Raw genomic sequence first — 24,390 nt, 5'->3', positions numbered from 1 at the left:
CAGAAGGGAAGAAGTCCTACCGATCACTCCCTACTAGATGCCTCAGTCACCTATTTGGTCTATGCATTGTTCGGCCAACTCGCGTCCGCCCCGGGGCGTGACCGCCTGTGCGGCTCATGCCCGACGCCGTCTCCGGAGCTCCGCGGCCGGCCCGCCCCGCGACCGCGGCGGGGGCGGGCCGTGTTACGCATCGGACGGCTCACGGCTTCCTTGCCCCGGTACGGGGCAGCCTCGTCGCCCCCGCGGCGGCGAGCAGGCAGAAGCCGAGCACCCACCAGAAGGTGTCGGCGAAGGCCGAGGAGATGTCCTGGCCCCGGGCGGCCAGCCGGCTCTCCAGGACCACCGCGAGGGCGGCGGTCCCGACCGAACCGCCCACCGTGTTGAGCAGGTTGAGCGCCCCGGACGCGCGAGGGAGATGCTCGGGTTCGATGCGGCTGTAGACGATGTTCATCACGGGCGCGCCGACCATGGCCATCCCGATGCCCCGGACCGCGAGCGACGCGGCGATCACCAGGTCCGGAAGATCGTGGTTGAGCCGGGTGAACGGGACCGTCCCCGCGAGGATCAGCACGATGCCGGTGACCACCAGGGTCCGCGGCGCGACCTTGCTGATGGTGCGGGTCACCAGCACGGAACCGGCCGCCGCGCCCAGCCCCTGGGGGGCGAGCAGCAGCCCGGCCTCCCACGCCGTCAGTCCGCGGGCCGTCTGGAAGTACAGCGGCAGCAGGAACATCGTGCCGAACACCGACGCGCCCAGTACGAGCAGCGCGAGGGCGGCGGCGCCGAAGGGCGGCCGGGTGAACAGCCGGGGGTCGACCAGTGGCGTACCGCGGGTCCGCAGCCCGTGCACGGTGAATCCGGCCAGCATCGCCAGCCCCGCCGTCACACCGACCGCGGCCGGAAGCGTACGGCCGTGGGCGACTTCGGTCAGTCCGTACACCAGCACGGCGAGGCCGGGCGAGAGCAGCGCCGCCCCCCGCAGGTCGAACGCGGTCCGCCGTGTGGACGGCGGGACCGCGGGCACATAGCGGCGGGCGAGCACCGCCGCGACCGCGCCGATCGGCAGATTGACCAGGAACAGCCACGGCCAGGGCGCCACGCTGAGGATGGAGCCGCCGGCCAGCGGGCCGAACACCGGGGACAGCAGCGGGACGACCGCGACGACGCTGATCACCCGTCCGGTGCGGTGGGGCCCCGCGACGCGGGCCAGCAGTGCCTGGCCGGTCGCGGGCAGCAGCCCGCCGCCGAGTCCCTGGATGACCCGGAACACGATCAGGCTGGTCACCGACCAGGCCATCGCGCACAGCACCGAGCCGAGCAGGAACACTCCCACGGCGGCGAGCCATGTCCGCCTGCCCCCGAACCGGTCGGCCAGCCAGCCGGACGCGGGCACGGCGGCGACGACGGCCAGCAGATAGGCGGTGGTGACCCACTGGATCTCGGCGACGGAAGCGCCGAACTCCTCGGTCAGGCTGTCGATGCCGACGCTGACGATCGTGGCGTCCAGGGTCGCCATGAAGGTGCCGAGCACCAGGATGAACGCGATCCGCAGCAGCTGTCCGTCCACCCGTTCGGCCGACGGCGCGGACTTCCCCTCCTGCGGTGCGGCGTTCGCGCTCATCGGCCCTCCATAAGGTCGAGCACGTCGTTGTCGAGGTGGGTGTCCAGGGTGCGGAGCAGGCCGAGCAGTTCCCCTGCGAGCCCGTCGATGTCCACCCCGGCCCGGTGGGCCAGCACGCCCGTCCAGCCGTCCCCGTCCGGCATGACCGTCAGGGTCACCGGGTGGTGGGTGGATTCACGGAAGCGGGTTCCGACGACGGTGAGCCCGGGGGCGGGTTCACGCAGCCGGTCCGGGTCGACCGGGTAGTTCTCGAACACCACCAGGCTGTCGAACAGCCTGCGCCGCCCGGTCAGCCGTTCCAGGTCGGACAGGGCGGCATGGTGGTGCTCGACCAGCGCCCGCTGCCCGCTCTGGAGACCGGCGAGCGTGTCGGCGAGGGTGCCTTCGAGCCGTGCCCGGACGGGCACGGTGTTGGCCAGCAGCCCGATGATCTCCTCGACGCCCTCCAGCTCCGGAGGACGGCAGGCGACCATGGCGCCGAAGCAGACGTCCGTGAGGCCGGAGCGCCGGGCGAGCAGCACCGCCCACGCGCCCTGCACAAGGGTGTTCCGGGTGAGCCCGCGGCGCGCGGCGAGGCGCGTGAGGCGGTCCACCAGGCCCGCGTCGAACTCGATGAGCTCCGGTTCCTGCCAGGCCGGACCGGGTTCGCCGCCGCCCAGGTAGTCGCCCTCGGGCAGACCGTCCAGTTCCGCCGCCCAGGCGCCGAGGTCCGGTTCGTGGTCGGCGCACCAGCTCAGGTAGTCCGCGAACGGTACGGGTTCGGGCAGATCCGGGGCCCCGCCGCGGACCCTCGCCGTGTACAGGGCGAAGAGTTCGGTGAGGATGCGCGGGGCCGACCAGCCGTCGGAGAGCACATGATGGCTGGTCATGACCAGGTCGGCGCGCCCGGGGCCGCACCGGATCACGGTCAGGCGCAGGAGCGGGCCGCGGGCGAGGTCGAACGGTTCGGCCAGGTCGGCGGCCAGGACCTCCTCGGCCGGTCCGTCGGCCACGCGGAAGTCCGGCCGGGGCGACACCGGGATCACCGCCAGGTCGGCGGGGAAGGCGGCTCCCAGGTTCGGGTGCCGGACCAGCAGATCGGCGCCGGCGCCCCGCAGGGCCTCGATGTCGAGCGCTCCTGCGAGGGAGAACGTCGACTGCACGGTGTACGGGTCGGGGCGCTCGGTGCGCGAGTGCCGCAGCATCACCTCCTGGAGCGGGGTGAGCGGTTGCATCCCGGCGACCGGGCTGTCGGGGTCGAGCGCCCCGATCTCCGGCGCGGCGGCGGTGCGCAGGAGCGCGGCCCGCAGGGCCTCGGCCAGTTCCTCGATCTCGGCGGCGGTGAACAACGCGGCCGGCCAGGTGATCCGGACGCCGAGCATGTCCTCGCGCACCAGGGCGTTGACCATCAGGCCGTACGGGAGCGGCATGGTGTCGGACCCGTCGGAGCCGAGCGGTCCGGCGTCCGGGGGCGCCTGCCACGGTGTCTCCTGGGCCGGGGCACCGGGATACTGGCCGAGATAGTTCCAGGCCACCTCCGGTTCCACGGGGTCCAGCAGGCCCGCGGAGGTGAGGATGCCGTGTCCGAGGCCGTCGCCCTGGGCACGCAGCCTCTCCCTGACCGCCTTCACGTCGTCGTCCGCGTCGAGCCGGACGGGGTGAACGGCGGTGAACCATCCGACGGTCTGGGAGAGGTCGACCTGGCGCGGCCGGCCGTGGCTCTCCAGGGCGACCAGCAGTTCGGGGGTTCCGCGCCAGTCCCGTACCGCCTGGGCGAGCGCCGTGAGCAGCACGGCGTCCGGGGTGGTGCGGTAGGCGGTGGGCAGTGTGGTGATCAGGGCACGGGTCGATTCGGTGTCGAGCCGGATCTCGTGGTGCGACGCGGTGGCCACGGTGTCCCGGGCCGGGTCGAGCGGGCGGGTGAGTGCCGGGGTGGCCGTCATCCGCCGCCAGTGCGGCAGTTCGGCGCGCCGGTCGGCGTCGCGCAGCGAACGCGCCCAGCCGAGGAAGGACTGTCCGTGCCGGGCCAGGGTCCCGCCGCAGTAGGCGTGCTCCAGGTCGTCCAGCAGGACGCGCCAGGACACACCGTCGACGACCAGGTGGTGGGCGATCAGGACGAGGCGCCCGGGGCGGTCCGGCCCCGCGTCCACCCAGACGGCGCGCAGCAGCGGGCCGGTGCGCGGGTCCATCGACTGCCGGGCCTCGGCGATACCGGCGTCGGCCGCGGCGCGCAGGTCCTCCGCGGCCCCCACCCGGGTCAGTACCTGGGCTCCGCTCACCGCGCCGGCCGGCGGGACGCGCAGCACGTCGTCGGCGAGATGGGCCCGCAGGACGTCGTGCCGGGCCAGGACCGCGTCGAGCACGGTCCGCCAGGTCTCCTCGTCGCCGCCCGGCGGGACGCAGATCTCCGCCCACTGGCAGAAGCCGTCGGCGGCAGTGCCCGCCCGGCGCAGCAGGTCCCGCATGACCGGGGTCAGCGGCGCGTCCCCGACGGCGGGTGCCTCCGCGCCGTCGAGGGCGCGGGCCCGTGCGGCGATCTTGGCGACCGTCTCTCCTTCGAAGACGTCCCTCGCGGTCAGTCCGATCCCCCGGCGCCGGGCGCGCGAGACGACCTGGAGCGAGACGATGCTGTCTCCGCCGATGGCGAAGAAGTCGTCGTCGGGGCCGATGTCGTCGCGGCCCATGACGTCCCGGAGCACGGTGAGCAGCACCGCCTCTGCCTCGGTGGCGGGTTCGCGCCGCGCGGTGGCCAGGGTCTCGGGGGCCGGCAGCGCGGCGGCGTCGAGCTTGCCGCTGGGGCTCAGCGGCAGCCGGTCGATCGGTACGAGCGCGGTCGGCACCATGTGGTCGGGCAGTTCCCGTGCCAGGTACTCGCGCACCCGGGCGGTGTCCAGGTCGGCGCCGTCGGTGGGGATGACATAGCCGGTGAGCCTGCCCTCCCGCACGATCACGGCGCAGGCGCGGACGTCGGGGTGACCGGTCAGCGTGGACTCGATCTCGCCCAGTTCGACCCGGAAGCCGCGGATCTTGACCTGGTGGTCGGCGCGGCCGAGGAACACCAGCTGTCCGTCGGGCCGCCATCGCACGAGGTCGCCGGTGCGGTACATCCGCTCTCCCGGCGGGCCGAACGGGTCGGCCACGAAGGCGGCGGCGGTCAGGGCGGGGCGGCCCAGGTAGCCGCGTGCCAGGCTCGGGCCGGCGAGGTAGAGCTCGCCCGTCACTCCGACGCCGGCCGGCTGGAGCCCGCCGTCGAGGACGTAGGCGCGGACGTTGGGGTCGGGGCGGCCGATCGGCAGCGGGCCGGTGTCGTCCGGGTCGTAGTGCCAGGTCGTGGAGTTGATCGTGACCTCGGTCGGACCGTAGGCGTTGAACAGCGCCCGGCGCCCCTCGCCCCAGCGCCGTGCCAGCTCGGGGTCGAGGCGCTCGGCGCCGACGACGAAGAACACATCGGGGTCGACGGTGCGGTCGTCGGGCATCGCGGCCAGGAACGACGGCAGCAGGTTCACTCCGGTCACCCGGTGCTCGGTGATGTAGTCGAGGAGTTCGTCGCCGGGGACGCGTACCTCCTCGGGGGCGATCACGGACGTACCGCCGGAGAGCAGCGGCACCATGGTCTGCCAGAACGCGACGTCGAATCCGGTCGAGGCGAAGTGCAGATAGCGGTCGTGCTCGGTGACGCCGACGACCTCTTCCTGGAGCGCGATCAGATCGGGCACGCCCCGGTGGGTCACTCCGACGCCCTTGGGCCGACCGGTGGTTCCGGAGGTGTAGATGACGTAGGCGAGCGCGTCCTCGGTGAGCCCGGCGCGTGCCTCGGCCGGGTCGGTGTCCGGTACGGAGGCGAGTGTGGCCGGGTCGTCCAGCCGCAGGACCGGGATGCCGCGGTCGACGGGCAGTTCGGCGCCGGTCGTCACGGCCGCGGCCGGGGCGATGTCGTCGAACATGTAGGCGAGCCGTTCCCGCGGGTAGCTCGTGTCCATCGGTACGTAGACCGCGCCGGCCTTGGCCACACCGAACAGCGCGACGGTCATCTCGATGTCCCGTCCGAGCAGGACGACGACCGGGTCCTGGGGCCGTACTCCGCGCTCGATCAGCGCGTGGGCGAGCCGGTTGGCCCGCCGGTCCAGCTCCGCGTAGTCCAGGCTCCGGTCGCGGCAGACCAGTGCCTCGGCGTCGGGCCTTCGGCGTACCTGGGCGGCGAACTCCTCCAGCCAGTGGCCTCGGCTCCTGGCGGCGACGATCTCGGTGCCGGTACGCAGCATCCGCTGCCGCTCGTCGGTGCCGAGCGCGGGCAGCCGGAGCGCGGGCCGTGCCGGGTCGTCGACGATCTCCCGCAGGAGGTTGTGCAGCCAGCGGCCGTAGTCGCGGACGGTGTCCCCGGCGAAGGCGCCCGGCTGGTAGCCGAGGCCGATGGTGATCTCGTCGTCGGGGATCACGATGACGGTGAGCGCGTAGTGGGTGGCATCGGTGATGTCCACACCGGCCAGGTCGAGTCCGGGGGCGAGCGGAGTGCGCTTCCGGCTGGACAGCGGGAAGTTCTCCATCACCAGCATCGTGTCGAACAGTTCGCCGATGCCCACCGCCCGCTGGATCCCGGGCAGTCCGACGTGGTGGTGCTCGCTCAGCGCGACGCTCTCGGCGTGCACCTGCGCCATCAGGTCCCGCACGCTCCGGTCCGGGGTGTGCCGGACACGTACCGGGATGGTGGTGCCGAGCTGGCCGATCATCGACTCCACGCCGTCGACCTCGGCGGGCCGCCCGGACACCGGGCAGCCGAACACGACGTCGCGGCGCCCGGTGAGCCTGCCGAGCAGCAGACCCCACGCCGTCTGGAGCACGGTCGTCAGGGTGATGCCCTGCTCGCGGGCGAACGCCCGCAGCCGGTCGCTGAACTCGCGTCCCAGGCCGACGGTTTCGCGGCCGGGCCGCTCCACCGCGGTCCCGGTGTTCGCGGGTGCCAGCCGGGTCGCGCCGTCGACTCCGGCCAGCGCGTCCCGCCATGCGGCGAGGGACGCCTCCCGGTCCCGGCCCGCCAGCCACCGGAAGTACTCCGACAGCGGCGGCGAAGCGGGGGCGGCGGGGCCGCCGCTCAGCTCGGCGTAGATGGCGAGCAGGGTGCGGCCGACCAACGGCATCGACCAGCCGTCGAGCAGGGCGTGGTGGTTGGTGATCGCCAGCTTGTGCTCGGCGGGCCCGACACGCGACAGCAGGAAGCGGATCAGCGGCGGCCGGGCCGGGTCGAACGGCCGCTCCAGATCGGCGCGGGCCGCTTCGGGGAACCGGTCGGCCTCCCGCCAGTCCAGGGCGACTTCGGTGGGGATCACCTGCACGACCTCGTCCCCCGCCGTGCCCAGGTACACGCGCAGGGCGGGGTGACGGCGCAGCAGTTCGCGTGCGGCCTCGGCCATCCGGTCCGGGCGCAGCTCGCCGGCCAGGGTGGTCACGGCCTGGACGACGTAGACGTCGGTGTCGTGCTCGTCGCGGAGCAGGGTGTGGAAGGACAGCCCGACCTGGAGGGGGGTGGCGGGCAGCACGTCAGTGATGCGGCCGGTGCGTTCGAGGGCGTCGATGGCGGTCTGGTCGAGGCCGACCAGCGGGAGGTCGGAGGGGGTGAGTCCGCCGGTGGTGTGCTGCGCGTGCTCGGCCAGCGCGTCCAGCGCCGCGGTCCAGGCCCGTTGCAGGGCGGCCACGGCATCGGTGCCGAGCACACGGGTCGCGGCCGTCCACTCGACGGCGAGCCGTGGCGCACCCTCCTCGTGGACGAAGCAGTTGAGGGCCAGTACCTGTTCCAGGGCCTTGGCCCCGGGCTCGGTCACCGAGAAGGCGTCGTGTTCCGGCAGGTGCCACCCGGTTCCGGGGAGCGGGGCGAACCGGCCCAGGTAGTTGAGAGTCACGTCCGGTGGCGGGGTGGCCGCGAGTGCGGCGCCGGCCTCCGGGTCGAGGTGGCGCAGGACCCCGTAGCCGATGCCGCCGTCGGGGACGCCGCGCCTGGCCTCCTTGGCGGCGCGCAGCGTCTTCCCCACGTCGTCGGACGCGGGAACGCGGACCGGGTATTCGCTGGTGAACCAGCCGATCGTGCGGGACAGGTCGAGGTGTTCACGGCCGTGACCCTCCATCGACACGGTCACGGCGTCGTCCTTCAGGCCCCAGCCCCGCAGGGCGAGGACGAGTGCGGCCAGCAGCACTTCGTCCACTCCGGCGCGGTAGGCCGCGGGCAGAGTGGTGAGCAGCGCCTCGGTGACCTCGGGCGAGGCCACGGTGACCGACCGGTGGGCGGTCGAGACGGTGTCCTCGGCCGGGTCCAGCGGCCGGGCGCCCAGCCGGGGTGCGGAGGCGAGCGCGGTACGCCAGTGGCCGAGTTCGCCCCGGCGCGCGCCGGATGCCCCCTGTTCGGCCAGGAGCGTGGCGTGCCGCCGCCAGGATGTCCCGACCGGGTCGAGAGTGCCGCCCGTGCAGGCCGTGTGCAGGTCGGGCAGCAGGATGCGCCAGGACACGCCGTCCATGGCGAGGTGGTGCACGACGATGACCAGCCGGTCCGGTGTGCCCCCGGCGGTACGGAGCAGGGCCGCCCGCAGCAGGTCGCCCGACCGGGGGTCGAGTTCGCCCGCGAGGCGTCCCGCGAGGGCGGTCACGTCCTCGCCGCGGACCTCGGAGACAACGGCGCGCACGGTGCCGCGGGGCAGTACCTCCAGGCCGTCGGCGACCCGCAGCCGCAGTGCGTCGTGGTGGTCGAGCACGGCCTGCACACCCGCGGCCAGGTCCTGGTGGCCGAGTTCGCCGACACCGAGGGCGGTCCACTGCGCGTAGCCGGCGACGGTGTCCACGTCCGGGTGCGGGTCGAGCAGACCGCGCACGATCGGCGGGGCGGGAACGGGCCCGGCCGGGTCGTCCACCGGTCGGGACACGTCCTCCAGCAGTTCGGCGGAGGCGGCCAGCGCGGCGAAGGTGCGGCGCGCCAGCAGGTCCCGCGGCCGCAGCCCGAGACCCGCCGCCCGCAGTCTGCTGCTGATGGTGATCGCGGTGATGCTGTCCCCGCCGAGGGCGAAGAAGTCGTCGTCCACACCGACCCGTTCGACATCGAGCACCTCGGCCAGGAGCGCGCACAGCAGCCGCTCCCGCTCGGTGCCCGGCTCCCGGCCGCCGCCGGGCAGGGCGGGTGCGGGCAGGGCGGCTCGGTCGAGCTTGCCGTTGGGTGTGACGGGCAGTTCGCCCAGTACCACCACCGCCGCGGGCACCATGTGCTCGGGGAGCCGCCCGGCGAGGTGGGCACGCGCCTCGTCCCCGGTGACCGAGGTGGACACGATGTAGCCGACCAGCCGCTCGGACCGGATACCGACGGCCGCCGCGGTGACGCCCGGCACGGCGGCGAGTGCTGCCTCGACCTCGCCGGTCTCCACCCGGTGGCCGCGGATCTTCACCTGTCCGTCGCCCCGGCCCCGGTAGTCCAGGCCGCGGCCGGGCACCCACCGGGCCAGGTCGCCGGTACGGTACATCCGCTCGCCGGGTGCGCCGAACGGGTCGGCGACGAAGCGCTCGGCGCTCGCCCCGGGCCTGCCGAGGTAGCCGCGGGCCAGATGCGGTCCGGCCAGGTACAGTTCACCGGCCGTGCCGTGCGGTACGGGTTGCAGCGCGCTGTCCAGGACGTAGATCCGGGTGCCCGCGAGCGGGTGGCCGATCGTCGGCCCGTCGCCGTCGATGGGTGCGGTGGTGCTGTCCACGGTCGCCTCGGTGGGCCCGTACATGTTGCGTGCCGTGATGCCCGAATCGGCGACCCTGCGCCACAGCGCGGGTGGGGTGGCCTCCCCGCCGAGGACCAGCAGCGCCGGGCGCAGTTCCAGCAGGCCGCCGTCGACCAGCGGCGCGGCCATCGACGGGGTGGTGTCCACGATGTCGATGCCGTCACGGGCGTAGGCGGCGAGCAGGGCGTCGGCGTCGCGGGCCGTCTCGCTGTCGTAGACGTGCAGTTCATGGCCGCAGAGCAGCCACACCAGGTGGTCGAAGGCGGAGTCGAAGGCGAAGGAGTAGGTGTGGGCGGCGCGCAGCCGCCCGCCCGCGGCCCGCTCCGCCTCCGCGACGACCGTGGACCGCTGGTGGTGCAGCAGCGCGGCGAGCCCACCGGTCCGGCCGAGCACGCCCTTGGGGCGCCCGGTCGATCCGGAGGTGTGGATCACGTAGGCGAGGTGCTCGGGGTGCCGGGGCGCGGCCAGTTCACCGGCCGTCAGCGGCTCACCGGAGAGTCCGGCGGCCTCGCCGAGCAGGGTGTCCCACGGCAGCCCGTCGACCGCTCCGGCGCTCAGCACCAGTGCGGGGCGGGTGTCGTCGATCAGCTCGCGCAGCCGCTCGGGCGGATACGCGGCGTCCAGGGGCAGGAACGCGGCGCCCGCGTCCAGCACCGCCAGCAGGGCGACCACCGAATCGGCGGAGCGCGGCAGCGCCAGCGCCACGACGTCGTCGGGACCGATGCCGCGGGCGCGCAGCGCACGGGCCAGCCGGTGCACCCGCTCCGCCAGTTCGGCGGCGGACAGCCGGACCTCCGCGCACACCAGTGCCGTGTGTCCGGGACCGGCGGCAACCATGGCGTCGAACGCGGTCGGCACATCCACCGGCGTGCCGGGCGGCGCGGAGGGGGACCACTCCGCCGGCGGCCCGTCCGTGCCGCCGCTCAGGGCGATCCGTCCGACGGGCAGACCGTCCATCAGGCCGGAGAGCAGGGCCCTGAACCCGGACAGCAGGCTGTCGACCGCGGCCTGGTCGGTGGACCGGGCGTCGACCTCGAAGCCGAGCAGCAGCCCGCCGTCACGGGTGGGCAGGACGCTCAGGCCCATGTCCTCGGGGGGACCGCCCGCGACGTTGCGCATCACCCCGCCGGCCCCGGCGAAGTCGAGCGCCAGGTCGAAGGCCTTGAGGTTGATCCCGCGTCCGTGCAGCAGCGCACCCGCGCCGGGCGCGCCGAGGTCGCGCGGCAGGTCCTCGCCCCGGTAGCGCTGGTGGTCGCGCATCTCGCGCATGGCGGAGGCGACCCGCAGGCTCAGCTCCCCGAGCCCGTCGCCGCCGCGCACGGTCACCCGCAGCGGGAGCACATTGACGGCCATGGCGGGGGTACGCAGCTCGGCCGAGCCGGTCCGGCACATCAGGGGCAGCGCGAACACGATGTCGGTGCGGCCCAGCATGCGGTGCAGGAAGGCGGCGTACCCGGCGATCAGTGCCTCGCCCCAGGTGATGCCCCGGGTGTCGGCGAACGCGCGCAGCCGGGCCGTCTCCTCGGGCGTGACGACGGCGCGGGCGGTCAGGGTGCGGTCGGGCGGACCGGCGGCGGTGTCGGTGTCACCGAGGTCGGGCAGCGGGGTGAACCGCTCGACCCAGTACGCGCGGTCCTCGGTGAACCGGTCGCTGTCCCGGTAGGCGCGGTCGGCGGCGACGAGCGCGGCGAAGCCGCCGAAGGTGCACTTCGCGGGTTCGGTGCCCCGGACCAGGGCGGTGTAGCGGGCGGCGGTGCGGCGGGCGAGCATCGCGGCGGTGTAGCCGTCGAAGACCAGGTGGTGGCCGAGCTGGGTGTACCAGACCTCCCGGTCGGAGAGCCGGATGACGGTGCGTGCGTACAGCGGCCGGTCCACCATGCCCCGGCAGGCCTCCCCCGCCCGCGCCCGCTCGGCCTCGACGAGGGCGTGGGCGGCGGCCACCGGGTCGGCCGCGCCGCTGACGTCCACCACCTCGGGCGGCTCGACCGGTTCCTGGCTGACCGCCTGGCGTGGCCCCTCGGAGGTGTCGTACACGCGGAGCCGCAGGGTCTCGGCCTCCTGCGTGGTCGCTCTGACCGCCTCGGCCAGCGCGGCGACGTCGACGCTCTCGCCGCCGGATATCTCCACCACGTCGCCGACCACGTAGTACGGCGAGTCCGGCTCCAGCCGCTGTGCGTTCCAGATGCCCAACTGGGCGCTGGTCAGGGCGAGAAGGCCGTCCGAGGGCACGCTTGCGGTGCTCAACTTACTCTCCTTGAAGTGTGGGAACGACCATCGGTGTGCCGGTCACCGGGTCGGGGACGATGACGCTCGGCAGGTCGAACACGTCCTTGATCAGCGCGGCGTCCACGATGTCCCCGGGGTCGCCCTCGGCGACCACCCGGCCGTCCTTCATGGCGACCAGGTGGTCGGCGAACCGGCAGGCCTGGTTGATGTCGTGCAGGACGGCGATCACCGTGCGGCCCTCGTCGCGGAGCCTGGCCAGCAGGCCGAGCAACTGGTACTGGTGGGTGATGTCCAGGAAGGATGTCGGTTCGTCGAGCAGCAGGTAGGGCGTCCGCTGGGCGAGCACCATGGCCATCCACACCCGCTGCCGCTGGCCGCCGGACAGCTCCTGCACCGGGCGGCCCGCCAGGTCACCGACACCGGCGGCGTCCATCGCCCCGGTGACGGCCTCCTCGTCCTCCGGCGACCACAGCGCCAGCAGCGACTGGTGCGGGAACCGTCCCCGCGCCACGAGCTGACGGACCTTGATGTCCTCGGGGGCCAGCGGGTCCTGCGGCAGGAAGCCGAGCTGCTTGGCCAGTGCCTTGGGCGCGTAGCCGCCGACCGCCCGGCCGTCGAGTTCGACCTGCCCGCTGTCGGGGCGCAGCAGCCGCACCAGCGCCCGCAGCAGGGTCGACTTCCCGCAGGCGTTGGGGCCCACGATGGCGGTGAACGCGCCGTCGGGGACGTCGAGACTCAGCCGTGTGGAAACGACGCGGTCTCCGTAGCGCAGGGTGATGTCCCGCGCGGTCAGGCGTGCGGTCACGCGCGCCTCACCTCCTTGGTCAGCAGCCAGATCAGATAGCAACCGCCGATCGCGGTACTCACCACGCCGACGGGCAGCGCGACGGGCGCCAGCAGCATCTGGGCGAGCAGGTCGGCGCCTTGGAGCAGGACCGCGCCGGTCAGCGCGGCCGGGAGCAGCGGCACCCCGGCGGCGCCGGCGAGCCTCCGGCCGATCTGCGGGGCGGCCAGGGCGATGAAGGCGATCGGTCCGGCCACCGCGGTCACCGTGGCGGTGCAGCCGACGCCGACCAGCACCATCAGCAGTCGCAGCCGGTCGAGCCCGACCCCGGTGGTCACCGCAATCGCGTCGCCGAGCGAGGCCTGGTGCATGGCGTGGGCCCGCGCGGTCATCACGGCCAGCAGTACGGCGATCACCGTGAACGGGATCCCCAGGTCCGCCCAGCCCACACCGTTGAGCGAGCCGGCGCTCCAGCCGACGGCGGCGATCGCCACCTCCAGTTCGGCGCGCAGCACGATCCATGAGTTGATCGCGGTCACCATCGCGTTGACCGCGATGCCGATCACGACCAGCCGCATTCCGGAGAAGCCGCGTTCGAAGGAGAGCAGGTAGATCGCGGCCGCGACCAGCAGTCCGCCGAGCACCGATCCGGCGGCCAGTTGGGCGGATGTGCCCGACAGTACGGTGATGGCGACCAGGGCACCGGTGTAGGCGCCGGCGTCGAGGCCGATCACGTCCGGGCTGCCCATCGGGTTGCGGGTGAGGTTCTGGAAGATCGCCCCCGCCACGCCGAGCGCGGCGCCGAAGACGAGCCCGGCCAGGACCCGCGGCAGCCGCCAGTCCAGGATCACCACGGAGGGGTCCGCCCCGGTCAGTGCGGCGAGCACCTCGCCGGGCGTCGACCATGACGCCCCGTAACAGAGCCCGAGCATCCCCAGGCACAGCATCATCGCCACCAACACCACGACGAGTACGGCGGTGCGGCGTTCGGCCTTCGGTCCGGGCCTGTTCACAGTGACCCCGCCCCGTAGCGGCGGACGGCCCAGATAAGCATGGGCCCGCCGAGGAACGCGGTCACGATGGCCACCGGCACCTCGCCGGTGGGCAGCAGGATCCGCGAGCCGATGTCGGCGACCAGCAGCAGGACCGGCCCCAGCACCATCGAGTAGAGGATCAGCCAGGGCACCGATCCCGACGCCTGCCTGCGGACCAGGTGCGGCACGATCAGTCCGACGAACAGGATCGGCCCGGCGACCGCTGTCGCCGCCCCGCTGAGCACGGTGATGAGCACCAGCGCGGCGCCCCTCACCCGGCCCACGCCGGCCCCCAGTGTGTGCGCCACGCTCTCCCCCAGCGTCAGGGCGTTGAGTGCCCGGCTCAGCAGCAGTGCGCCGGCCAGCGACACCGCGATGGCGGTCAGCGGCAGGGCCAGCGGCGCCTGTTCGCGGGCCGCCAGCGATCCGACCGACCAGAAGCGGTACATGTCGAAGACGTCCGGGAGCATCAGCCGCAGCCCGAGGGCGACACCGCTCAGCACCGCGGTCAGGGCCACTCCGGTGAGCACCAGACGCAGCGGCGAGCGCCGCCCGACCGCGGCGACCAGCAGCGCGGCGAGCACGGAGCCGATGACGGCGAAGCCCAGTTCGCCGGCCTGTCCGGCGGCCAGTCCGAGTGCCGAGCCCACGGTGATGGCGAACCCGGCGCCCGCGGTGACCCCGAGGATGCCGGGCTCCGCCAGCGGGTTGCGGGCCAGCGTCTGGATCAGTGCGCCCGCCACCGCGAGCGCGGCACCCACCGCGACGGCCAGCAGCGCGCGCGGTGCCCGGACATCACGCACGATCACATGGTCGTCGGTGCCGTGATAGTCGAACAGTGCCCGTACGACCTCGGCGGGCGGGACCGGGCGGGCCCCGACGCCCATGCTGATCACGGCGATCACCACGAGCAGCACCAGTCCGCCGATCAGCCAGCCGATCTGCGGCACGGCCCGCCGGGTTCCCGCCGCACCGGACGCGCGGCCCGCGACGGTCACCGGTTCAGCAGCGGAGCGAGCGACTCGTCGATCGCGTCCAGGGTCTTCATGGCCGATCCGTAGGTAGCGGCCTCGGTGTAGCGGAGCGGGAAGGTCTTGCCGGCCTTGACGGCGGGCAGGTTCTTCCACAGCTTCGAGTCCATGACGTACTTCACCGGCTCGGGCACGGTGCCGTCGGCGTTGACCGAGTACGTGAGGACGTCGGCCTCACCGAACGCGGCCGGGAGTTCCTCGATGGACGGGTACTCGCTGACCGAACGCGAGCCGGGGCCGGACTCCTTGACCTTGCCGTAGTACTTCGCGCCGAAGTCCTCGGCGATGTTGGTGCCCCACGAACCGCCGAACTCGCGCTGGAAGGTGCCCTTGGCGACCTCACCGTACGAGCCGACATGGCCCAGCTTGAGCTGGGGCAGCACGTCCTTGTACTTCGTGGCCAACTCGGCGGCCCTGGTCTCGTACGTGCTCTTCACGGTGTCGAACTGCTTGAGCGCGCCCGCGGCGTCGGCCTGCTTGTGCGAGAGCTCGCGCCACGCGGACGGCACGGTCGGGCCGATCGCCACGACCGGGGCTATGGACTCCAGCCGCTTGATGTCGATGTCGCCGAGCACCGGGGCGGGCACACCGATGATGATCAGGTCGGGCTCGGCCTCGGCGACGGCCTCGTAGTTGGTCTCGGCCGCCGACTCGCCCGCGACCTTGGGGAGCTTCTTGTAGGTGGCCAGGTCCTCCTTGCTCATCATCGGCTCGCCGCGCTTCCACGACGAGATCCCGACGAGCGGCGCGTCGGCCTCCAACATGGCGGGCACGGCGTAGCCGGTGGCCACCACGCGCTTCGGCTGGGCCGGGATGGTGATCTTGCCGTTGTCCGCCGCGAACACCCGGGTCCTGGCCTTGTCCGAGGAGTCCGACCCGTCCTCCGACGACCCGCATCCGGCCAGGACGAGGGCCAGCGACACCGCGCCGACCAGGCCGAACGATCTGCGTATGGACATGCAACTGCTCCTTGCTAGTTAGGTAAGGCTCACCTTAGTTGATGGCCTTTCGGCAGGACAACCACGGACCGGCGTCACACCTGCCCCGGTCCGGCCGGTCCGTCAGTGATCGTCCTCGTCGAAGTCGGCGACGCCGCGCTTCCAGTACCCGGTGATGTCGGAGTCGGCCCTGTCCAGGCACAGTTCGTCGCGGACCCAGCGGCGCAGCGGCTTGATCTGGCCGGCCTCCCCCGCGGCCCACACGTACACCCGCTCCCCCTCGGGCACGGCCACGGCGGTCACCGCCCGCTCCAGCGCGTCACCGCTCCCCGCGGGGTGGTCGCCGCGGTGCAGCCAGCGCACCTCGACTCCCTCGGGCGCGGACAGCTCGATCTCCTGCGCGGCGTCGGCCACCTCGATGAACGCCCAGCCCTTCGCCGCCCTGGGCAGCTCCTCCAGCCAGCGGGCGATCGCGGGCAGCGCCGTGATGTCGCCCGCGAGCAGGTAGCGGTCGTAGACGTGCGGGACGATCATCCCGCCGGGCGGCCCCGCGATGTGCATGACCGCGCCCGGCCGGGCCTCTCGCGCCCAGTCCGAGGCGAGCCCGCCCTCGTGCGGGGCGATGTCGATGTCGATCTCGCCCGAGGCCGGGTCGTAGCGGCGCACGGTGTACTCCCGCGAGACGAGAGCCGGCCGCGGCCAGCGCAGCATCGCGCCGTTCCGTTCGGGCAGCCGCAGCGTGCCGTCCGGGTCCGGGAAGATCAGCTTCACGTGCTCGTCCGGCGCGTGGGCCTCGAAGCCCTCGGTGCCCGCACCTGCGAAGGTCACCCGCAGCAGACCGGAGCCGACCATGGCGACCCGCACGACCTCGGTCTCCCGGATGCCGATCGGATAGCCCACCTTCTCGGCGTGGCGGCCCGCCCTGACCTCCGCGATCCGCTCCAGATGGCGGTGCCTGTGGTCGATGCGGCTCATGCGTTCCCACCCGTCAGCAGCGCCGTCCAGTGCCCGAGTTCGGGCTGCTCGGCCAGGTCCGGAAACTCCAGAGCGCTCGCCCCCGCGGTACGCCAGCGCTCGACCAGGATCATGATCCGCACCGAGTCCAGGCCGAGGTCGACCAGATTCTCCTCGGGAGCGATGTCGGCGGGGTCGCAGTCGAGCAGCTCCGCGACATCGGCGCGGACACGTTCGGGCGACAGGGTCTGACTCATCGGATGACTCCTGCGGAATGGACGCCGACGGCGCGTTCGGCGCGTCGGCGGTGGTGGATACGACGCCACAGCGCTGGGGGCGGCCGGCCGCCCGGCGGACACACCGCGGCGGAGTGTCCGCCGAAGCGTCGTTCGGCCGGCATGGGTCCCCCTTTCCCATCAACACCCAGGCAAGGCAAGGCTAACCTAATCCATGGGGGCCGATTATGTGAAAGCGGGCTGACCGGGAGACGGCCGCCGATGACGAACACGACTCCGCGTTCCATGACCCTTTGTCACATCGCCTCGTACGAGGGCCGATCGGCCGCTGCGGCGCAGTCGCGCCGTGCCGGCGGACGACGGCCGGCACCCACGGCCGTGGCGCTGCCACCAGCCGTGGGTGCCGGATGTCGGTGTGGGTGTCGGTGTGGGTATGGGTACGTATGCCCCTCAGCCGCGGGCGTGGAGCAGGCCGAGCCGGCGCAGGTCGGTGACGTACTTGCGGATGAGGGCGGCCGACAGGTGCGGGATGTCCTCGTCGGGGCCGATCTTGGCGGCCCGCACCGCCGCGTGGAACCGCCCGGCGGTGATCGCCGTACCGGGGACGCCGTCATCGGGTTGCGCGAAGGCGTGCAGCAGGGGCAGCAGCGAGTGCTGACGCTGCTTCTCCGGCAGGGCGCGGAGCGCCGCCGAGACGCGGACGAGCCAGTCGCCGTAGTCGTCGATGCGCTGGACGGGGTGTCCGGCCTCGGTGAGCCAGTCGACGAAGGTGTCCAGCGAGATGCCGTCGTCGTGCGGGTTCAGCACGTTGAAGGTCCGGTAGCCCCCGGTGGCGCGCTCGCCCAGCGCGGTGATGGCCTCGGCGGTGAAGTCGACCGGCAGACCGTCGTAGTGGGCGCGGGCGCCGGCCCGGTAGAACGAGCGCGGGGCGATGCCGGTGGCGACCAGGCTGAACAGGAGGCGGGTGAACATGTCGGGCACATTCAGCTGGCCCGGGTATCCGCTGTGCGCGAGGAGCATGTTCGAGCGGAAGACGGTCACCGGCAGGCCGCACAGGTCGTGCGCCTCGCGGAGCAGGACCTCGCCCGCCCATTTGCTGGTCGCGTACCCGCCCGCGTAGTCCTGCCCGATCCGCCGGACCGGGCCGGTGACGCGGATGTCGGCGTCCTCGTCCAATGCCGCGGCCCCGGCTCCGGTCCCCACGGCGACGGTGGACACATAGCTGACGGGCTTGATCCGGGTGGTGAGCGCCAGCCGGATCACCTCGGCCGTGCCGACGACGTTGGGCCCGAACAGCTGGGAGTAGGGCAGGACATGATTGACCAGTGCAGCCGGGTGGACGATCAGGTCCACGGTGCCGGCCAGCCTGCTCCAGGTGTCCGCGTCGAGGCCCAGGCGCGGATCGCCGATGTCACCCGCGAGCACTTCCAGGGTCCCGGCGGCCAGGTCCCGGAACCGGCGGAGCAGTTCGTCCTCGCCGCTGCCGAAGGCGTCCTCCAGCCGCTTCGCCGCGGCATCCCCTCCGCTGCCGCGCACGAGGCAGATCAGTCTGCCGCCCGAGGCCGCCAGCCGCTCCAGCCATTCCAGGCAGAGGAACCGGCCGAGGTAGCCGTTGGCCCCGGTCAGCAGCACGGTCCGTACGGCGCCGTCGGGGCGGGGCAGCCCCGGTGCCGCGGCGAGCGTCGGCGCGTCGAGGAATCCGTCCAGGGTGAGGTCACCGGAACGGACCTCGGCGCTGCTCCGGCCGTGCACGGAGGCGAAGGTGGGCCGCTTCGCCCCGGACTCCCGTTCCTCCTCGATGTACGCGGCCAGTTGGGCCAGACCGTTGGCCGGGCTGATGACCACCCCGACGGGAACCTCGACGTGGAAGATCTCCGTCATGAGCTGGGAGAAGGACAGCGCGGACAGCGAATCCCCGCCCAGGTCGGTGAAGTGCACATCCGCGCCCAGGTCGGTGTCCGGACAGCCGAGCAGGGCCTGGGCGGCCCGGCTGACCGTGTCCAGCACCGGCCGGTCCGGCGCGGCCCGCCGCAGCTCGCGCAGCTGCTCGGCCTGCGCGTCGGCGAGGTCGACGTACAGCTGTTCGAGGACCTCGCCGTAGCGCTCCCTGAGTCTGGGGCGCAGCATCTTGTGGCTCTCGGTGAGCAGTCCGTTCCCGGCGCTGAAGGGTTCGGTCTCGATCAGGAAGTCACGCGGGATCTCGTACGGGTTGAGCTCGGCCCCCTTGGCGATCTCCTGGAGCGACGCGCTGAGCAGCCGTTTGAGTTCCCCCGGTGCGTCCCCTCCCCTGGTCAGCGCCTCCGGCGTGGGCACCACCACCGCGAGCAGATAGGCGCGCTCGCTGTTGCCGTGCACGAAGATCTGCTGGATAAGGGGGCTGCCGCCGAAGACGGTCTCCAGGCGGGAGACGGCCACGAATTCGCCCTGCGAGAGTTTCAGGGTGTCCTTGGTGCGGTCGATGTAGACCAGCCGGTCGGGACCCGTCTCGGCCATGACGTCGCCGGTCCGGTAGTAGCCGTCCTCGTCGAAGATCTGCGCGGTGACCTCGGGGCGCTTGTAGTACCCGGAGATCATGGAGTCCGTCTTGAGCAGCAGTTCGCCGCGCGGATGGGGCGAATCGGTGCGGAAGTAGCCCAGTTCCGGGACGTCGGCGAGCTTGTAGTCGATCACCGGCGGGCGCTGCACCACCGTGTCGAGGAGCACCCCGCCGGCTTCGGTGGATCCGTAGCCGGTGTACAGGTGGAGGCCCAGGCAGGACTCGACGAAGGCCGCCACTTCGGCGGAGAGCGGGGCGGTCCCGCAGAAGGCCTTGGCGACGCGTCCGCCCAGGAAGTTCTCGCGCAGGTCCGTCCTGACCGCCGTCTCGACGTCGCCCGGCTCGCCGGCCCGCCGGACCAGTTCGCTCTGGTACTGGTGGAAGAGCATGTCGCACAGCCGCGGGACCATGGTCAGCTCGGTGGGGCGGATCAGCGCGATGTCCTCGAACAGGGTGGACAGGTCGCTCCTGGCGGTGAAGTAGCCGATTCCGCCCCGGACGAGCGACCCCATCAGTGAATAGCGGCCGGCGAGATGGCTCTGGGGCATGTAGAGGAGGCTGATGGGCGGGCCGTCCGCGGCCCCGTAGCTGAAGCCGTACCACGCGGTGCCGACCAGCCGCTGTGTGTACATGGCCCCCTTGGGGGTCCCGGTGCTGCCGGAGGTGTAGATCAGCAGGGCCAGCGGGTCGTCGCCGGGCTCGGCGACGAACAGCGGGGCGGACGGCAGATCCCTGCCGCGTTCGATCACCTCGTCCAGCGACTCGACGGCGACCGTGCCGCGGGCTTCGGCCAGGCGGCGCCGGGCGGACTCGAAGGTCTCGCGCTGCTCCGCGATCCGTGGGTCGTACCCGAACACGATGACCCGCTCGACCGAGGCCGCCCCGATGACCGCTTCGACGGCGGCGTCCACGCGCTCGATGCTCGCGGCGAGGACGCGCGGCTCGGTCTCCTCGATGATCGGCTTCAGCTGGGACATCGGCGCACTGGACTGAAGCGGCACGGACACGATGCCCAGATGGATGCAGGCGAGGTCGATGGTCGCGTAGTCGGTGCTGGTGAAGCCCAGGATGCAGATCCGGTCGCCCGCGCCCGGCACGGACCGCGGGTCGTGGTACCAGGCACCGGCGACCGCGCGGACACGGGCCCACAGTTCGCGGTAGCTGATGGTGTCGAACCTCGGGAGCAGGCGCGCCGTCGCGGGGTCACTCGCCCGTTCACCGAGGGCCGGCCGGTCCCCGTAGCCCTCCAGGACTGCTGCCATGACCTCGGCGAGTCCCTTGCCCGGGTCACGCACCGCCGCGGTGACCTCCTCCACTGCTTCGGCCATGGTCAGCCCCTCCCCCGGCGTCCCGGTGAATGTCGTCGAGTCGTGCGCGGGCACATGGGCGGCCGGCGCTGCCGTGCGGCGGCGCCGGCCGGTGCGGACCTCACCAGCTGACGGGCAGCGCGGCCACCCCGCGGATGAGGCGGTCGGTACGCCAGGGCACCTGGTCGACCGGGACGGAGAGGTGGAGTCCGGGCAGGCGGCGGACCAGGGAGTCCAGGAGCACGCGCAGCTCCATCCTGGCCAGTTGTGCGCCGAGGCAGTGATGCACGCCGTGTCCGAAGGTGAGGTGCGGGTTGTTCCCGCGGTGGAAGTCGATCTCCCCGGGGTGCTCGAACACCAGGGGGTCCCGGTTGGCGATGCCCAGCTCGGCGACCACCGCGTCCCCGGCGCGGATGGTCTGTCCGCTCAGTTCCACGTCCGCGAGGGCGATACGGGTGAAGCCTGCGGAAGCGCTGATCGGGATGATCCGGAGGAGTTCCTCGACCGCGTCGGGTACGAGAGCGGGATCGGCGACGAGCTGCTGCCAGAGGCTGGGGTTGGTCAGCAGCGTGTAGACGAAGTTGCCGAGCTGGTTGGCGGTGGCCTCCTGTCCGGCGGACAGCAGGCTGACCCCGAGGCTGACCAGCTCATTCTCCTCAAGGCGGTCCTCCTCGTCGGGGTCGGTGACCAGTTCGCCGAGGAGGTCGTCGGTGGGGTCGGCACGGCGGAGCCTGATCAGCCCGGCGAGGTAGTCGTTGAGGTGTTCGCGGGCCTGCAGGGACTGGGCCGGATCGGTCAGCATCAGCAGACCGTCCACCCAGATGTTGAACCGGTCGCGGTCGGCGACGGGCACACCGAGCAGTTCGCAGATCATCGTGATCGGCAGGGGCCAGGTGAGCGTCCTGGTCAGGTCGGCCGACGGTCCGGCGGCGATCATGCTGTCGAGCAGGCCGTCCATGATCTGCTGGGCCCGCGGGCGCAGCGCCTCCACACGGCGCACCGTGAACGCGTTGGCCACCCGGCGCCGCAGCCGGCTGTGCTCCGGCGGGTCCATGCTCATCATGGAGGTACTGGGCAGACCGGCGGCGACCGTGCGGGGGATGTCCTCACCGACGGCCGCGGCACGGCTGAACCGGGGATCGGCCAGCACGACCTTGGCATCGGCGTGCCGCGTGACCAGCCAGGCCTCGCCGCCGTAGGGCAGGTTCACCCGCAGCACCGGCTGTTCGCCGCAGATCTCGGCCAGCTTCGCGTCCACGTTGAGCCGGTCGGCCGGGCCGAAGGGATAGGCCCGTACCTCTTCCCCTGTCGTGGTCATCGTGTCAGTCCTTCCAGTCCTGGCAAGCCGTTACCTACGGATATGGGGTTACTGAATGAATAGCGCGGGAAGGCCCGGCGGGTCGGCCGTCGTACGGAGGTGCGGGGGAAACCCGGTCCGCCGGGCGAGGGATGAGGAAGGGCCGGGGCCGCGGCCCGCAGATATCGGCAGCGGTTCGCCGCCGCGGATCACAGGGCGGCGACGCGCCCACCGTCGATGACGAGATTGCTGCCGGTGATCCAGGCCGCGCGCCGGGAGACGAGAAAGCTCACCGCGTCGGCCACGTCCTGCGCGCGGCCGATCCGTCCGAGGGGAATCTCGTCGGCCCACGACGCGGATTCGCCGCTCTCGCCGTTGCCGCCGCTCGCACCGCTGTCGCCGCCGAGATAGTCAATGATCTTGTCGCGCGCTTCGTCGGCTCCCGGTGTCGCCACGTTCCCCAGGGAGACGGCGACCACGCGGATTCCCTGCGGCGCCAGTTCGGTGGAGAGACCCTTGCTGTACGTCTCCAGCGCGGACTTGGCGGCCGCGTAGTGCAGGATCATCGGGTAGGACGAGATGGTGGCGATGGACGACACATGCAGAATGACCCCGCCCCCGCTCTCGCGCATGGCCGGCACGAGCGCGGAGTTGATCCGGACGGCGGCCAGGAAATTGATGTCCATCGTGTACTGCCAGTCCCGCTCGATGTCCAGCGCGCTCTGGAAGGTCCGGCAGCCACCCGCGTTGTTGATGATGATGTCGACTCCGCCGAGGCTTTCCAGAGCGGCATCGGCGAAATCGCGCACACCGTCGGGCGTACTGAGGTCGGCCTTCACGAACTCGGCCGCGGACGGGGTGTGTTCGGTCGAACTACGGGCCGAGGTGACCACGGTGGCACCGGCGTCGAGCAGGTTCCGCACGATCGCCGCGCCGATGCCGCGGCTGCCTCCGGTGACGACCGCCCGCTTGCCTTCCAGCTCTTGGGGTATCTCTGCAGAAAGGCGACTCTGGCTCACCCTGGGTTCCGCCCCTTCTTGGCTCGACAGCCCTGTCCGCGCGGCACAGATCGGCGAGAGAAACAGATCGCCCGATTTGCAGTCCAGAATGGGGAATTCATCCCGTTCGATCATGGTGGCGCGGAATCACCAGAACCACTATCAACGATCTCTTTGACACGGTCAAACTGATTATATCGATGTACTGGATCGCCCCATGCGATACAAGCCAGGAACAGCCGCGGCGTGGAACAGCCCTGCCCGGTCGACTGGACATCTTGATCAGCACAATCGATAATTACTGCTTACCGGTGTGCGGCCGTGAATAATTCCGCACCGCCTGGAATGGCATCCCCCCACAGCCACCCTTCGATGTGTCAGGTCTCCTCGGGCTCGCGATCCCCCGATCACGCCCGGGAACCCCGTCACGGCCGCACCACCGGCCTTTCCGCGAATGCTTCAGGGTGGCGGAACAGGCGCGCACGGAACATCTGTGTCAACAGTTGCGAAAACTCGGGAGGAACAATGGCCAGCCTGGACGAGCCGTTCACCGTGGGCGATCTCGTGGTCCCGAACCGGATCGTGATGGCCCCGATGACCAGAATGAAGTCCCCCGGCGGTGTGCCGGGCCAGGACGTCGCGGAGTACTACGCCCTCCGGGCGGCCCACCAGGTCGGGCTGATCATCACCGAGGGAACCTACGTCGACCGCGCCGCCGCCGGCGCGTACGAGGACGTGCCCCACTTCTACGGCGAACGGTCCCTCGCGGGCTGGGCGGACGTGGTGCGACAGGTGCACCGGGCCGGCGGCAGGATCATTCCGCAGCTGTGGCACACCGGGGTCGTGCGTCCGGGGACCGAGCCGCCCGCCGAGGGCCCCTCCGGGCTCGGGCTGGACGGCTCACCGGCCGGAAGGGCGATGACCCAGCAGGACATCGACGACACGGTGGCGGCCTTCACGGAGGCCGCCGTGGCCGCCGAGCGGCTCGGGTTCGACGGCATCGAACTGCACGGCGCGCACGGCTATCTGATCGACGATTTCCTGTGGAGCGGCACCAACCGCCGGACCGACCGGTACGGCGGTGATCCGGCCTCCCGTGCCCGTTTCGGCGCCGAGATCGTGCAGGCCATCCGCGCGGCCGTCGCCCCGGGGTTCCCGGTCTTCTTCCGGCTCTCCCAGTGGAAGGTCAACAGGTACGACGCCCGCACCGCGGAGAGCCCGGCCGAACTGGAGCGGCTGCTGGCCCCGTTGGCCGACGCCGGGGTCGACGCGTTCCACGCCTCGACCCGCCGCTACTGGCAGCCCGAGTTCGAGGGCAGCGACCTCAACCTGGCCGGCTGGGTGCGCAGGCTGAGCGGCAGGGCCACGGTGACGGTGGGTTCGGTCGGCCTCGACCGGCAGTACGGAGAGGGCCTCTTCACCGAGGGCTTCACCCGGCCGGCCGGACTGACCGGCATCGAGGAGCTGGTGGCCCGGCTGGGGCGCGACGAGTTCGACCTCGTCGCGGTGGGCAGGACGCTGCTGGCCAACCCCGACTGGGCGGCGAAGGCACTGCGCGGCGAGCTGGCCCAGACCGTCCCCTACGACCCGGCCGTCCTGAAGACCCTGGCCTGACCGCCGTCCCCGCCGGCCGCCGCGACGGATCCCCGACGCGGCGGCCGGCACCACGGCCAGACCCTGCCCCTGCTCCTGCCCCTGGGAGCCCGGGTG

12 protein-coding genes are annotated in these 24,390 nt (G+C 72.3%); 1 reads left to right on the top strand and 11 read right to left on the bottom strand.

Annotation, left to right across the window (positions count from 1 at the left end):
* Positions 1-199: 199 nt before the first annotated feature.
* The 11 genes from ABT170_RS19025 to ABT170_RS18975 form a co-directional block, all read right to left on the bottom strand.
* Positions 200-1,621 (bottom strand): MDR family MFS transporter, encoded by a 1,422-nt coding sequence (locus tag ABT170_RS19025; RefSeq protein WP_351868731.1) that lies wholly within the window; start codon positions 1,619-1,621, stop codon positions 200-202.
* The gene (locus ABT170_RS19020) at positions 1,618-11,583 is read right to left on the bottom strand and encodes a non-ribosomal peptide synthetase (RefSeq protein ID WP_351868728.1); all 9,966 of its coding nucleotides are present in this window, start codon (positions 11,581-11,583) and stop codon (positions 1,618-1,620) included. Before ABT170_RS19020 ends, ABT170_RS19025 begins: the two co-directional genes overlap by 4 nt.
* 1 nt (position 11,584) lies before the next feature.
* The gene (locus tag ABT170_RS19015) at positions 11,585-12,370 is read right to left on the bottom strand and encodes an ABC transporter ATP-binding protein (protein ID WP_351868725.1); all 786 of its coding nucleotides are present in this window, start codon (positions 12,368-12,370) and stop codon (positions 11,585-11,587) included.
* Complete coding sequence (locus ABT170_RS19010; protein ID WP_329947298.1) at positions 12,367-13,299, bottom strand: FecCD family ABC transporter permease; 933 nt, start codon at positions 13,297-13,299, stop codon at positions 12,367-12,369. The genes ABT170_RS19015 and ABT170_RS19010 overlap by 4 nt, the downstream gene beginning before the upstream one ends.
* 59 nt (positions 13,300-13,358) lie before the next feature.
* Positions 13,359-14,381 (bottom strand): FecCD family ABC transporter permease, encoded by a 1,023-nt coding sequence (locus tag ABT170_RS19005; protein ID WP_351868722.1) that lies wholly within the window; start codon positions 14,379-14,381, stop codon positions 13,359-13,361.
* Positions 14,378-15,373: an ABC transporter substrate-binding protein gene (locus tag ABT170_RS19000; protein WP_329946933.1), complete on the bottom strand. Its 996-nt coding sequence runs from the start codon at positions 15,371-15,373 to the stop codon at positions 14,378-14,380. The genes ABT170_RS19005 and ABT170_RS19000 overlap by 4 nt, the downstream gene beginning before the upstream one ends.
* Positions 15,374-15,475: 102 nt before the next feature.
* A complete protein-coding gene (locus ABT170_RS18995) occupies positions 15,476-16,327 on the bottom strand; it encodes a siderophore-interacting protein (protein ID WP_329946934.1) in 852 nt (283 codons plus the stop codon).
* Positions 16,324-16,563 carry a phosphopantetheine-binding protein gene (locus ABT170_RS18990; protein WP_329946935.1) on the bottom strand — a complete coding sequence of 80 codons (240 nt, stop codon included), beginning with the start codon at positions 16,561-16,563 and terminating at the stop codon, positions 16,324-16,326. The genes ABT170_RS18995 and ABT170_RS18990 overlap by 4 nt, the downstream gene beginning before the upstream one ends.
* 429 nt (positions 16,564-16,992) lie before the next feature.
* Positions 16,993-20,406, bottom strand: a complete 3,414-nt coding sequence (gene car, locus ABT170_RS18985; RefSeq protein WP_351868717.1) for a carboxylic acid reductase — start codon at positions 20,404-20,406, stop codon at positions 16,993-16,995.
* 100 nt (positions 20,407-20,506) lie between these two features.
* Positions 20,507-21,703, bottom strand: a complete 1,197-nt coding sequence (locus tag ABT170_RS18980) for a cytochrome P450 (RefSeq protein WP_351868714.1) — start codon at positions 21,701-21,703, stop codon at positions 20,507-20,509.
* 188 nt (positions 21,704-21,891) lie between these two features.
* Positions 21,892-22,815, bottom strand: a complete 924-nt coding sequence (locus ABT170_RS18975) for an SDR family oxidoreductase (RefSeq protein WP_329946938.1) — start codon at positions 22,813-22,815, stop codon at positions 21,892-21,894.
* 390 nt (positions 22,816-23,205) lie between these two features.
* Between ABT170_RS18975 and ABT170_RS18970 the strand changes: the two genes are divergently transcribed.
* Positions 23,206-24,294: an NADH:flavin oxidoreductase gene (locus ABT170_RS18970; RefSeq protein WP_351868711.1), complete on the top strand. Its 1,089-nt coding sequence runs from the start codon at positions 23,206-23,208 to the stop codon at positions 24,292-24,294.
* Positions 24,295-24,390: the final 96 nt, after the last annotated feature.

The sequence above is a fragment of the Streptomyces sp. NPDC001787 genome (assembly GCF_040297465.1).
Lineage (GTDB): Bacteria > Actinomycetota > Actinomycetes > Streptomycetales > Streptomycetaceae > Streptomyces.
The sequence above is the reverse complement of the archived record's forward strand: the minus strand, read 5'-3'. Positions and strand labels throughout refer to the sequence as shown.

Bases quoted from the DNA above. Each gene is read 5' to 3' on its own strand.
- ABT170_RS18990 (WP_329946935.1), bottom strand. From the start codon at position 16,563: ATGAGTCAGACCCTGTCGCCCGAACGTGTCCGCGCCGATGTCGCGGAG.
- ABT170_RS18980 (WP_351868714.1), bottom strand. From the start codon at position 21,703: ATGACCACGACAGGGGAAGAGGTACGGGCCTATCCCTTCGGCCCGGCC.
- ABT170_RS19000 (WP_329946933.1), bottom strand. From the start codon at position 15,373: ATGTCCATACGCAGATCGTTCGGCCTGGTCGGCGCGGTGTCGCTGGCC.
- ABT170_RS18970 (WP_351868711.1), top strand. From the start codon at position 23,206: ATGGCCAGCCTGGACGAGCCGTTCACCGTGGGCGATCTCGTGGTCCCG.
- car (WP_351868717.1), bottom strand. From the start codon at position 20,406: ATGGCCGAAGCAGTGGAGGAGGTCACCGCGGCGGTGCGTGACCCGGGC.
- ABT170_RS19025 (WP_351868731.1), bottom strand. From the start codon at position 1,621: ATGAGCGCGAACGCCGCACCGCAGGAGGGGAAGTCCGCGCCGTCGGCC.
- ABT170_RS18975 (WP_329946938.1), bottom strand. From the start codon at position 22,815: ATGATCGAACGGGATGAATTCCCCATTCTGGACTGCAAATCGGGCGAT.
- ABT170_RS19010 (WP_329947298.1), bottom strand. From the start codon at position 13,299: ATGATGCTGTGCCTGGGGATGCTCGGGCTCTGTTACGGGGCGTCATGG.
- ABT170_RS18995 (WP_329946934.1), bottom strand. From the start codon at position 16,327: ATGAGCCGCATCGACCACAGGCACCGCCATCTGGAGCGGATCGCGGAG.